Source organism: Aestuariivivens sediminicola (genome assembly GCF_022662015.1).
Taxonomy (GTDB): Bacteria; Bacteroidota; Bacteroidia; order Flavobacteriales; family Flavobacteriaceae; genus Aestuariivivens; species Aestuariivivens sediminicola.
In genome coordinates this window covers 773,296-786,289 of record NZ_JAKMCM010000001.1, presented here as the reverse complement: position 1 = coordinate 786,289, position 12,994 = coordinate 773,296, and the positions used below count along the sequence as shown (strand labels likewise).

Annotated in this window: 8 protein-coding genes; 7 read left to right on the top strand and 1 reads right to left on the bottom strand. The window is 40.3% G+C overall.

Annotated features, from left to right (window positions below; all coding sequences use genetic code 11):
• Positions 1 to 301: 301 nt before the first annotated feature.
• The 7 genes from MR041_RS03460 to MR041_RS03430 all read left to right on the top strand — a co-directional run bounded on the left by MR041_RS03460 (position 302) and on the right by MR041_RS03430 (position 12,512).
• The gene (locus tag MR041_RS03460; protein WP_242092190.1) at positions 302 to 745 is read left to right on the top strand and encodes a LexA family protein; all 444 of its coding nucleotides are present in this window, start codon (positions 302 to 304) and stop codon (positions 743 to 745) included.
• 318 nt (positions 746 to 1,063) lie between these two features.
• Positions 1,064 to 4,183, top strand: coding sequence for a SusC/RagA family TonB-linked outer membrane protein (locus tag MR041_RS03455; protein ID WP_242092189.1), 3,120 nt, complete (start codon positions 1,064 to 1,066; stop codon positions 4,181 to 4,183).
• Positions 4,184 to 4,197: 14 nt separating this feature from the next.
• Positions 4,198 to 6,111 (top strand): SusD/RagB family nutrient-binding outer membrane lipoprotein, encoded by a 1,914-nt coding sequence (locus MR041_RS03450; protein ID WP_242092188.1) that lies wholly within the window; start codon positions 4,198 to 4,200, stop codon positions 6,109 to 6,111.
• Positions 6,112 to 6,199: 88 nt separating this feature from the next.
• On the top strand, positions 6,200 to 9,502 hold the full coding sequence (locus MR041_RS03445; RefSeq protein WP_242092187.1) for a VCBS repeat-containing protein: 3,303 nt from the start codon (positions 6,200 to 6,202) through the stop codon (positions 9,500 to 9,502).
• 11 nt (positions 9,503 to 9,513) lie between these two features.
• Positions 9,514 to 10,593, top strand: a complete 1,080-nt coding sequence (locus tag MR041_RS03440; protein WP_242092186.1) for a sensor histidine kinase — start codon at positions 9,514 to 9,516, stop codon at positions 10,591 to 10,593.
• A 60-nt stretch (positions 10,594 to 10,653) separates the two neighbouring features.
• A complete protein-coding gene (locus tag MR041_RS03435) occupies positions 10,654 to 11,379 on the top strand; it encodes a LytR/AlgR family response regulator transcription factor (protein ID WP_242092185.1) in 726 nt (241 codons plus the stop codon).
• A 50-nt stretch (positions 11,380 to 11,429) separates the two neighbouring features.
• On the top strand, positions 11,430 to 12,512 hold the full coding sequence (locus tag MR041_RS03430; RefSeq protein WP_242092184.1) for an acyltransferase family protein: 1,083 nt from the start codon (positions 11,430 to 11,432) through the stop codon (positions 12,510 to 12,512).
• 194 nt (positions 12,513 to 12,706) lie between these two features.
• Here MR041_RS03430 and MR041_RS03425 read toward each other — a convergent pair whose 3' ends face one another.
• Positions 12,707 to 12,985 carry a F0F1 ATP synthase subunit delta/epsilon gene (locus MR041_RS03425; protein WP_242092183.1) on the bottom strand — a complete coding sequence of 93 codons (279 nt, stop codon included), beginning with the start codon at positions 12,983 to 12,985 and terminating at the stop codon, positions 12,707 to 12,709.
• Between the last annotated feature and the right edge of the window lie 9 nt (positions 12,986 to 12,994).

Sequence of the window (12,994 nt, the reverse complement as noted above, 5' to 3'; positions counted from 1 at the left end):
GAGTGAATCGGTAGCTTATGTCCTCTGTTTTAAGTATAAATGATCATTTGCTAACCTAAAGGCCTACTCAGGGTGGTCTGCCTGTCCGTTGAAGGTATCGGAAATAATGCAATTATAGTGGTCTAAATGCCTGCCTGACTCAGACATGTAAAACTTGAAGGTCAAAACCTACAACATGTTAAATTAACAGAAAAGTCTGTTCTTTTATCCCATTTGCGAACTAAAATTAGTTGTGCATTAAATAATTTTGTTTACTTTTAGCTGTAAGATTATTAAGATTTGTGTAAAGAATCGTAAAGTCATGCCGTTAAACGCATCTAAATCCCTTACTATTTACAGTCCGGATCCTCAATCTGAATTAGAGGTTCTATTTTATGAAACTGGAATTTCTGCCGGATTCCCATCGCCAACGGAAGATCTTGAGGGGCAGCGCATGTCCCTGGATCGTGAGCTGGTTAGAAACAAAGCCACCACTTTTTTTGCGCGTGTATCCGGACAATCTATGGTAAATGCAGGATTGCATGATCAGGACCTATTGGTTATCGACCGAAGTTTGGCTCCGGAGCATAACAAGATAGCGGTTTGTTTTCTGGATGGTGAGTTTACGGTGAAACGCTTGAAGGTAGAATCCGACGGGGTATGGTTGCAACCCGAGAACGACCATTACCTTCCGATTAAAATTACGGAGGACAACCACTTTGTAATTTGGGGCATTGTCACCAATGTCATAAAGCGGGTTTACTAGCGTGTTTACCATATTCTTAATCGAACCCCAGACCTATTTTGACTTTAACATTTTATGATTATTTTTTTTGCTATATTGGCAGCCGGCATTTAGAATAAGTTGTTTGTGTGTAAAATGATGTTGTTTATATATTTTTTTTCTAGAGGTATCTCAAAAGTGATACTTTAAATTTTTATTTCAAAAAAGCAACAATTCAAAGACTAACTTAAAACGATTTGTATATGATAAAAACACTTTAATCCTAAATTTATTCATTAAATTTTAATGAAGCGTATAATACACTAATCAAGATCAAATTAACTAATTCAAAAAACAATTATGATTAAACAACTACTAAAACTCATGGTTTTTGTTTGTGCACTAACGATTCAAGGTGCATTTGCACAAGAAGGCACAACAATTACAGGAACAATTACGGATGCGAATGGTGTTCCGCTCCTGGGAGCAAATATTATTGAAAAAGGAACGTCTAATGGGGCGTCCTCCGATTTCGATGGAAACTACAGTATCACACTGACAACAAATAATGCGGTGTTGCAAATTTCTTTTGTTGGGTATGTGTCCCAGGAAATAGCTGTAAGTGGTCAGTCCACAGTAAACGCGACATTGACAGAAGATGCCAGCCAGCTGGATGAGGTTGTCGTAACTGCTTTGGGTATCAAACGTGAGCGTAAGTCTCTGGGTTATGCCGTACAGGAAATCCAGGGAGCAACGATTGCTGAACAGAGAGAACCAAACTTGGTGAATTCACTTTCCGGTAGGGTAACCGGGTTACAAGTTATAAAAAGTAGTAATGGACCTGCAGGATCTACAAAAATCGTATTAAGGGGATTTAGTTCCTTAACCAACGATAACCAGCCTTTAATTGTAGTCGATGGTACACCGATAAACAACTTTACGGGGTCATCTAATGAAGGGTTCTGGAGTCCTGCAACCGATTTAGGTAACGGTATTGCGGATATCAATCCGGACGATATTGAATCCTTATCGGTACTTAAAGGAGCCTCCGCGGCAGCCCTTTACGGATCTCGTGCGGGTAACGGTGTTATCTTAATTACAACCAAAACAGGTAAATCGAATCAGGGCTTAGGTATTGCTTACTCGGTTACCACCGGGTTTCAAAGTATTTTCATGACGCCTGATTTGCAAGGTAGTTTTGGACAGGGTAACGAAGGTTTTTACGGCGAGTATTCTACGGATAGCTGGGGGCCAAAAATTGAAGGTCAGACAGAAACCGGACCTGAGCAAGGCTCCGTTACTTTCGATAAGGCTTATGATAATATAGGAAACTATTACAACGACGGGTTTAGTCAGAACCATAGTCTGTCCATCCAGAATAACTCAGAAAACGGATCCTACTATGCTTCAGCAAATTATTTGGATGATGAGGGTATCGCACCATCAGCGACATTGGAACGTCTAAACATAACTGCCAGAGGCGTCAATCATTTCGGAAAAGAAAAGGATTGGACCATCGATACGAAAGTACAGTACAATAAAACAACGGCTAACAACAGACCGAGAACCGGTTTTGGTGCTTTAAGTCAATACCAGACCATAATAAACTTCCCGAGATCGCGTGATATCAGGCAATATTCTGCCGGTGTCGATGAGTTTGGTAATCAGATATGGTTTGATCCGAACTCGAATCAGATTAACCCCTACTGGGCGAACAAGAGACGTCTGAGCTATGATTCCAGGGATCGTTTTATAATGACTGCCGTTTTAAGTCATGAGTTCAACGATTGGTTAAAGGCAGAGGTACGTGGAGGAGCAGATTTATATACCACCAATACTGAGGGTAAAGTATTTGCAGGGACTTCGACGAATTCGACTTACAGTTTAGGAAAAAGGACCTTTAATGAGCAGAATTACAGCGCACTGATCACGGCGGCTAAGGACAATATTTTTGGAAAATTCGGAGGTTCTCTATCCTTAGGTGGGAACTTAATGACCCAGGTAAACAGTGGTATCAGTAGTAGTTCAGGTGTCTTACTGGTTCCAAACTTATTCAGCCTGAATAATGGAGTGAACCCGGCGAGTGTCTCCCAGTCATTTAGTGAGAGAAAGATTAATTCCTTTTACGGTTTTGCGCAGATCAATTATGACGGTTATGTGTTTTTAGATATCACGGGCAGAAATGACTGGTCGTCCACGTTGAGTAAGGAAAACAGGTCGTTTTTCTATCCATCTGTGAGTACCTCGATTGTTATTTCAGACATGATCACTAAGACCGGAAATGAATTGCCGAGCTGGTTCACTTTTGGTAAGATAAGAGCATCCTATGCGGAAGTGGGTAACGATTTGAGTCCTTATCAATTGTTGAACGCCTACACCATAGGTAACGATCCATTGGGTAATACCACCGCTGGAACGAATAGTGTATTAAGAAATCCCGATATTGTGAATGAGTTGATTAAATCATGGGAGATCGGTTTGGAAGCGCGGTTCCTCGACAACAGAATTGGTCTGGACTTCGCATGGTATAAGTCGAATGCTACAAACCAGATCATCGACCTTCCTTTAGATCCATTCAGTGGATTTAATGCTAAAAAGATAAATGCAGGGGATATCCAAAATACCGGTGTAGAGTTGACCTTAAAGTCTCGAATTATCAGAAACGATAGTTTTACCTGGGATATGGATATCAATTACTCGTTCAACGAAAACACAATAGAGGAATTGGCGGACGATGTGACGGAATTCAGCTTGGGCGGATTCGACAACTTTAATATCAGAGCTGATGTTGGGGGCGATTATGGTGTTATCGTTGGAAGTAAGTATAGAAGAGTGGAAGATGAGAACAGTCAGTTTTTCGGAAGGATTTTGGTAGATGCTGATGGAATACCACTGGCGACTAGTGATAAGCACGTGTTGGGATCTCAGGTTCCCGATGCCTTGTTAGGTATTACGAATATGTTTACCTATAAAAACTTTTCTTTTAGCTTCTTAATAAGTGCTACAATAGGTGGCGAGATATTCTCTGGAACGAACCATGCGCTGCAGGCATCCGGGTTAGCGGCTGTTACGGCACCTAATGGAGAACGAGAGCCTATTGTATTTGATGGCGTGTTCGATGATGGCAATGGAAATTTAAGTGAAAACACGGTTGGTGTTTCACCGGAAAATTATTATTCTGGCATTACCAGTCGCTCAGGAAACCTGGGTATTAATGAAGCATTTGTATACGACGCGACCAATGTAAGGTTAAGAAATGTGAATTTAACCTATAATTTTGATAAAGCATGGTTAGACAGGTCACCTTTTAAGGGCTTGTCTGTTGGAATATCAGCAAACAATGTTTGGATGATCTCCAGTGACCTCAATGGTGTGGATCCGGAAGCGGTAAACGCAACCGCATCGAATGCGACCGGTTTCGAGAACCTGGCACCACCTACAACAAGAACTGTATTTTTTAATATAGCTGCTAAATTTTAAAAAAAAGAAAGATTATGAAAAAAGTATTTTGTAAAGAATGGGCACTGTTCAGTTTAGTGCTAATGATTTTTTCATGTAGTGATTTTGAAGAAATCAACGTAGATCCCTTGGCTGCAACTGCAGAACAAGTAGAAGTAGAGTTTTTTATCAATAATTCTATTGGAGCCGCACAGCAGGATCCGCATATTGCGGAGCGTGTGTTTGTATTGTATTGGAAGGATGCTTCTCATACCTCCAGGTTAGGGGTGTTGTCTCAAGGCGGTATGAATGACGGTTGGACACGCGACTATTTTCAAAGCTATGTCTCCGCATGGCTGCGCAATATAACAACGGCCATTACGGTTGCTGAAGAAAAAATAGCTTCAGGAAATGTTAAGGAATATACTGAGAATTTATTGCAGGTGGCAAGAATTTGGAGGGTATATATCATGAGTGAAATGACGGATACCTTCGGACCTATTCCTGTGGATGGCTTTAAAGGTGAAAACCCGGAGTACAACAGTGTAGAAGAGGTCTATAATTTCATGCTGGCAGAGTTAAAAGATGCCGTGAGCAAATTAGATGAAAACCTCACCTTTAAACCGGACTCGGATTTAGATCCCGCTTATGGATACGATTATATGAAGTGGAAGAAATATGGGAATTCCATGCGTATGCGTTTAGCGATGCGCTTGTCTGAGGTGGCGCCTTCTGTCGCGCAACAGCATTTTGAGGAAGCCGCCAACAGTGGGATGATCATTGCTTCGTCGGCAGATGATATGCGAGTAGCCGAAGCCGGTGGTTGGAACAGTTTTGTTAATGTACAGTCCAGACAATGGAACAGCCATTATATGACTACAACCTACAGGAATGCGGTTTTAGGACTTGGTGGGGTAAAATCGGTTGATCAATTAGCGCCCGAAGATCAGATCAACATTAAGCCGGCAAACTATATGGGTTTAAAATTTGAGAATCATTTTCCACAACGTTCAAACGATCCTGCTAACGGATTTTGGCTGGATGGTCTGCCAGAAAGCATTGATCCCAGAGCGTATTTAACCTTCCCGATTCCTGGAAATATCGATGACGATAATTATAGTTTTTTCCCGACATGGAGTAATAGCCATACCCAAACTCAAAGAAGTTTATTGGATGATAATGGCGATGTTCTAATGACCATGGATGGTGCCTATACCTACAACGCATTTGCTGCGGGAAGATGGGGTGCGGCAGGAGAAAAAAACCAATTGATATCTCATGGTACATACCCGCGATTAGGTATGGACTTCAGAGGAGAAGGAGATAAGAATGAACGTATCTTCTTCCCATCCTGGGAAACCCATTTCCTAATAGCTGAAGCTGCCGTTAGAGGATGGTCAACACCAATTGGTGGTAAAGAGGCTTATGAAGCCGGAATCGCGCATAGTTTTGAATACTATGGTGTTTCAGATCATGTAGCGACTTATGTGGCTTCTCAGGACTACAATAATAACGGAACCTCCGTAAGCTGGGATCATACTGCAGAACCTCCTGCAAGTGTAACCAGAGATTATATAGATGGTTATACTGGGACACCAGGAACGATGAATTACAGCTTCCCTAATAATACTATTTATGAAGGAGGAAATGTAAGAAATGATCGTTTGAATAAAATTATTACGCAGAAGTTCATTGCGCAACATGCGTGGTTACCACTTGAAATATGGAATGACCACAGAAGGTTAGGGTTACCATTCTTCGAAAATCCGGTAGTTGAGGAACCACTTCCAAATCTTCCGCAAATAACGAGCAGTAACTATATGACCAATCAGGTGAATTTCTTTGGGCAAAGGGTACCTTATCCTTCGACCTTTGAAAACAATGTGCCTCTCGGTCATGCCCAGGCAGTTCAACAACTTGGCGGCCCCGATGAGATACATACACCGCTATGGTGGGCGAAGCAGAACTAAAGTATTAATTATAAAATAATACCTTTAAAGGGAGAATCATATGTATATTTGATTCTCCCTTCTCTATTTTTTTAATTTAAAAAGTAATATGTTGAAAAATCTAATTTCCTGCGTCTTTATAGCTATTTTGATTTTTGGTTGTAACGGAAACGATACATTTCTGGTTTTAGCTGATGTCGGTAATAAATCCACCACTGAGGCAAGCCAGTTTACAGTACTGCCCCATGAAGAAACACATGTGGATTTTGAAAACAGGGTTGAAGAAACTCCGGAAATGAGCTTTCTGAATTTCGCCAATATTTACAATGGTGGCGGGGTTGCTACAGCCGATTTCAATAACGATGGTTTAGTGGATATTTTCTTTGTGGCAAACCAAAACAATAATGAACTCTATATAAATAAAGGAAATTTTGAGTTTGAAAATGTAACTGAAGGATCGGGTCTGGAGGATCCTTATGGATGGTCTACAGGCGTTTCTGTGGTCGATGTTAATAATGACGGCTGGTTGGATATCTATATATGCAAATCCGGAACGCCCCTGACCCAATATTCCATGGTAAACCGACTGTATATTAATCAGAAGGACAACACCTTTATTGACAAGGCGGCAGAATGGAAGGTCGATACTCCCAGTTTTAGCACGCAATCCTATTTTTTTGATTATGACAAGGATGGCGATATGGACCTGTATTTATTAAATCATCGTCCGGATTTTGAAAACACAGGCAGATTACGGATGACTATAGAACGCGCGGTGTCCAGGTTTAGTTCTGATATTTTCTATAGAAACGACGGCACCCACTTCACGGAGATTACCCATGATGCGGGCGTTGTAAATAAGGCCTGGGGCTTGAGTGCCTCAATAGGAGACTTTAATGGGGATGACTGGCCGGATGTGTATGTCTGCAACGATTTTTATACGCCGGATATGCTTTATATAAATAATGGCGATGGTACGTTTAAAAATAAAATTCTGGACATGATGAACCATATTTCGTTCAGTAGCATGGGATCGGATTATGCAGACATCAATAACGATCTCTTACCGGATTTAATAGTCCTGGAGATGGCTCCTGAGGATCATATTCGAAGTAAAAAGAACATGGCGAGTATGAATACCAGCAGTTTTTATGAAATGGTAAAGAATGAATACCATCATCAATATATGGTCAACACCTTACAACTCAATAGGGGTAATGGAAAGTTCAGTGAAATTGCTCAGTTGAGTGGGGTGGCAAAAACCGATTGGAGTTGGGCGCCATTAATAGCAGATTACGATAACGATGGGTTGAAGGATATTTTTATAACGAATGGTATTTTAAAGGATATGGGTGACCAGGATTTCAGAACCAAGCTGGGCGAGCTATATGCCCAGAAGGGGAATCCGGATTTTCAGGAGGTGACAGCCTTACAACCCTCGAATAAACTAAAGAATTATGCCTATAAAAATAGTGGAAACTTAAAGTTTACCAATGCCACCAGTTCCTGGGGCCTGAATAGTAAAACACAATCCAATGGCTCCGCCTATGCTGATTTTGACAATGATGGTGATCTGGATCTGGTCATTAACAACATCAATGATAAGGCTCAGATCTACAGGAATAACGACACCCACAATTTTATTCAATTTAGGTTGATCGGAAATCCTAACAATACCTCAGCCATTGGGACAAAGGTGACGATTTCTGTGAATGGTGAAAAGCAATATCAGGAACTATACACCAGTAGAGGGTTTTTATCATCCGTACACAATATTTTGAATTTTGGAATTGGTGAGGCCACAACCATTGACGAAGTATTGGTTGAATGGCCGGGTAATACCATTACCAGACTTACAGAATTGAAAGCCAACCAAATAATTGTCTTGAATGAAAAGGAGGCTAAGGTTCCAAAAAGTGAAAAGATTGAAGAACAACAAACGGTGTTTAAACAGGTGGCTCCGGATCAATTGGGCATCTCATTTAAGCATTTAGAGAACGAACACGATGATTTTAAGGAACAGATACTGCTGCCACATAGTCAATCTACCAATGGCCCTTTTGTTGATAAAGCAGATATTAACAAGGACGGATTAGAAGACTTCTTTATCGGTGGAGCTAAAGGTCAAAGTGGCGCACTGTACATTCAAAAAGCAGATGGGGGATTTGAAAAACCATCGGATGCTGTTTGGGAGATGGATAAGGATTATGAAGACCTGGGGGTCCTGTTTTTTGATGCCGATAATGATGGCGATCAGGATCTTTACGTCGTAAGTGGCGGCTCAGAATTTGAAGAGGGGAGTATGTACTATCAGGATAGATTATATATCAATGATGGCAATGGAGATTTCACAAAAAGCGGTGACAGACTGCCAAAGATAAGCTCCAGTGGTCAATGTGTAAAGGCAAGTGATATTGATGGTGACGGCGATTTGGATTTGTTTGTCGGAGGCAGGGTAATAGCGGATAAATATCCCTATCCACCACTATCGTATATACTCATTAACGAAAACAATAAATTCATCGATAAAACCGAATCAGTCTGTCCGCAGGTCAGGAATGTGGGTTTGGTTACGGATGCCATTTTTACGGATTATGATAATGACGGGGATGACGATTTAATTGTCGTTGGCGAATGGATGCCCATAACCATCTTTCAGAATAACAATGGTGTTTTAGAACCTGTAGAAGATGTTTTGCAGGATACTGAGGGACTTTGGTTTAGCATCGAGGCAGAGGACATCGATAAGGACGGGGATGACGATTATTTTATCGGCAATCTGGGCCTAAATACAAAATTCAAGGCCAGTAAAGAGAAGCCCTTTCATGTGTTTTGTGATGATTTTGATAATTCCGGAACTTATGATATCGTGCTCACTTCGAATTACAAGGGCTATTTGGTACCTTCCAGAGGGCGGGAATGCTCATCGCAACAAATGCCATTTATAAAGGAAAAGTTTCCAACCTATACTGAATTTGCGGAGGCCAAACTTGAAGATATTTATGGCGAGGAAGCTTTGGGAAGCGCATTGCATTTAAAGGCAACCACATTAAAAAGTATTTTCCTGGAAAATACAGGAGAAGGATTTATAATTAAAGAACTTCCCAGGGAATTCCAGATTGCCCCTATTATGGACTTTGAATTTTTGGATATAGATAAGGACGGATCCAATGAGATCATTGCCATTGGCAATCATTATAATTCCGAAGTTGAGACCGTCAGATATGACGCCTCCTATGGAAATGTGATGGCATTTAATAAAGGCGATTTTAAGGTTTATGATCTTAACGCCACTGGATTCTTGAACATTGGTAATTCAAAGGATATAATCACCTTGAAGCATACTGACGGAAACATGATCTTAGTGACCAATAACAATGACCAAGTGAATCTGTTTTCTTATAGTGAGTAAATGTATTGTAATTGAAATTATCAGTGAAAGGTCTTTTTAATTTGTTTATTTCATCACTTAGGGAACGCATTGGAACTACGATTCCAATAAAGTATCATGTGCTCTTCTGGCTCGGTTATTTCACCTTTAACCTGATACGATGGGGCAGTTTCCACAATGATTTCACCTACTCCCTGCAAACCAATTTAGTAGAATTCCCTATTCACATCGTTGTCATTTACTTTAATGTATACTATTTAATTCCCACCTTGTTTCTAAAGAAGAAGTACCTACAATATGTGGGTGCTATTTTTCTGATCTTGGTGTTGGTTTACATTGTAAGAACCTCCCTTATTTACACCTTCACAGGGGTTTTGTCCCCGGAGTTGGGACGTCCGGTTTCCTTTTTGGATTTCAATCACTTTATTGTTGTCGCCCTGGGGGAACTCTATGTGATTACGTTTGTAACGGCAATAAAGGTCCTGGTGGACTATAGTATTGAGAAAAAACGCAATGAGGAACTGTCCCAATTGCAATTGAGCACGGAGCTCAAGTTTTTAAGAACACAGGTCCAACCTCATTTTTTCTTCAATACACTGAACAATTTATATGCTCTGGCCCTCAATAAATCAGATAATATGCCACGACTATTGTTAAAATTATCGGATTTAATGGAATATGTGCTGTATGAGGTGCAGGACTCCAAAGCAAGTTTATTGAAGGAAATAGACCATATCAATAATTATATCGATATTGAAAACCTCAGATTCAAGGATAGGGTTGAAACGGAAATGCATATTACCGGTGATATAGAAGATGTTAAAGTTCCGCCTCTGTTGCTCATTACCTTTGTGGAGAACTGTTTTAAGCACGGTCTTAAAAACAACGAAAAGATGAAAATGGAAATGAGCTTTGAAGTCATCAATGGGCGGTATCTGAATTTTAATATTTCAAACAATTTTAACCCGAACACGGTTGATGAAGTGAAAAAGGGAATAGGGATTTCAAATTCCCTAAGGCGTTTGAAAATATTATTTTCCAAGGATTTTGAATTGAAGACCAGTGCTGATAAGGGTGTCTACAATTTATTTTTGAAGATCCCTGTGTCATAAGCCCCAATGTTTAGAATTATTAATTAACTTATACGCATAGAATTACTAAAGACTAGAGGTGTGAAAATCACATGTGCCATTATAGATGACGAACCCCTGGCGATCCAGGTTATTGAAAACCATTTGAAGTCATTTGATAATTTGGAGGTTTTAAATATCTATAATAACCCTTTAAAGGCCTTTGAGGAGCTTCAGCAAAGCAAACCTGATGTGATCTTTCTGGACATCAATATGCCTCAGATGACCGGGTTTACTTTTTTACAAAATTTGGGTTATAAGCCCCTGGTGGTTGTTACTACGGCCTACAGGGAATACGCCGTCGAGAGTTTTGAGCTGGATGTTGCCGATTACCTGGTGAAACCCATACCGTTTAACCGGTTTCTCAAGACGATTAATAAGGTATACAGGCTGAAGCAACAAACATCCGGTGGTTCTAGCGATCCTAATCTGCAACAAGAGCCCCATATTTTTTTGAAGGTCAATAAAAAACTGGTCAAGGTCTATCTCACCGATATTTTTTACATTGAAAGTTTAAAGGATTATATTAAGGTGATTACCAATTTAGGGGATTATGTGGTGCACAAGTCCTTAACCGCGATAACCGAGGAGTTGCCTTCCTCGAATTTTATCAGGGTACATCGATCGTATACGGTATCCATGAGTCATGTGAAGGCCCTGGACGGGAATACCATTGAAATAGCAGACAAAAAAATACCTATTGGGAGAATGTATTTGAAAGAGGCAAAAGAACGCATTTTTAATATTAATGATGCGAGTGGTGCTTGAAATGAAGCGCATAACACATAAGAATTAACTAAACTAACTAAAACAAGACAATGGCACAACGAATTGTATCTGTCGATATCTTAAGAGGATTCACCATTGCCGCTATGATTCTGGTGAATACACCGGGCACGTGGAGTCATGTGTACGCTCCTCTTTTACATGCCGAATGGCATGGATTAACCCCTACAGATTTAATATTCCCCTTCTTTCTCTTTATTGTTGGGATATCCATCCATTTTGCCTATAAGAACAGGTCCAATGATGCGGCTACCTATAAAAAAATAGCGGTAAGAAGTTTAAAGCTTATCGGTTTGGGGCTTTTATTGAATTGGTTTGTGCCTTACGTTCCATTTTTTAAGGATGTAGAGTCATGGCGCTATTTTGGTGTTTTGCAGCGCATTGGAATTGTATTTTTCATTACGGCAATATTAAATCTGAATTTCAACTGGAAGGTGTTGGTGGGCATTGGGGGTTTTGTTTTAATAGGCTATTGGTTGCTACTTGGTTTTGTGCCCTTGCCGGATGGGTCCTTGCCGACCTTCGATCGTGCACCCAACAACTGGGCAAATTATGTGGATTTAAATGTTCTGGGGACCCATATGTGGAAGGCCGATTACGACCCGGAAGGGATCTTGAGTACCTTCCCGGCGGTAGTGACCTGTATCTTGGGTGTTTTAATCGGAAAAGTTCTAAGTACATTTAAAAGCACCAAGATGCTCGTATTGATTGCTATAGGGTTATTGATTTCGGGTTATGTATTTAACTTGTGGTTCCCGATTAACAAAGCCTTATGGAGCAGCAGTTTTGTGTTGGTCACCAGTGGATGGGGGACGCTGATCCTGAGCGTCATCTATTTCTTAACCGACAAACGTAAAATGACCTTCGGAACCATTTTTAAATATACCGGCATGAATGCCATTACCATTTATTTTTTATCCAGCTTTATTAGCAAAACCTTCTATTTGACTAAAGTTGGGGACACGAATATTCACTCATGGCTCTATAACACCATTTTCGTTCACGATGTTCTCAGCAATAAAATGTCGTCATTGTTATACGCCCTGAGTGTGGTTGCTTTTTATTTGCTTCTGGGATATATTATGTACAGAAGGAAAATATTTATAAAGGTCTAGGGCAGTAATAAGGGTCAAAAAAGAAAATCCTAATAGGTCACATTGAGCGCAGTCGAAATGCATTTACATCTTACCATTAAATTGTAGGTTTCGACTTCAGTTGGTATTGCGCGATAACCTTAAACGTCAACCAGAAAAGTAAGACTTAAGTATTTAAGAGTTCTATAAGGGCTTTAAGTATTTTGAGATGCTGCCTAATCTGCCAGAACAATCACTTTATTGTCCTTCATCTCTATGGTGCCCGAGCTAATCTTTAAAAGAGTAGTGCCTTTATCACCTTTGGTAAATTTATCCTGGACCTCCTCATCGAGTTCAATGGTACCAAATATCTTTACAAAACCTTCTTTTAACAAGGAAACGATCGGGGCGTGATCTTTCAACATTTGGAATTCGCCGTTAACCCCCGGCACAGCAACGCTGGTTACTTCTCCACTAAATAAGGTGGCCTCTGGTGATACGATTTCTAAATACATAGTCTCTAA

Excerpts from the sequence above, each read along its gene's own strand:
- MR041_RS03460 (WP_242092190.1), top strand. The coding sequence starts at position 302 with ATGCCGTTAAACGCATCTAAATCCCTTACTATTTACAGTCCGGATCCT.
- MR041_RS03455 (WP_242092189.1), top strand. The coding sequence starts at position 1,064 with ATGATTAAACAACTACTAAAACTCATGGTTTTTGTTTGTGCACTAACG.
- MR041_RS03450 (WP_242092188.1), top strand. The coding sequence starts at position 4,198 with ATGAAAAAAGTATTTTGTAAAGAATGGGCACTGTTCAGTTTAGTGCTA.
- MR041_RS03445 (WP_242092187.1), top strand. The coding sequence starts at position 6,200 with ATGTTGAAAAATCTAATTTCCTGCGTCTTTATAGCTATTTTGATTTTT.
- MR041_RS03430 (WP_242092184.1), top strand. The coding sequence starts at position 11,430 with ATGGCACAACGAATTGTATCTGTCGATATCTTAAGAGGATTCACCATT.
- MR041_RS03425 (WP_242092183.1), bottom strand. The coding sequence starts at position 12,985 with ATGTATTTAGAAATCGTATCACCAGAGGCCACCTTATTTAGTGGAGAA.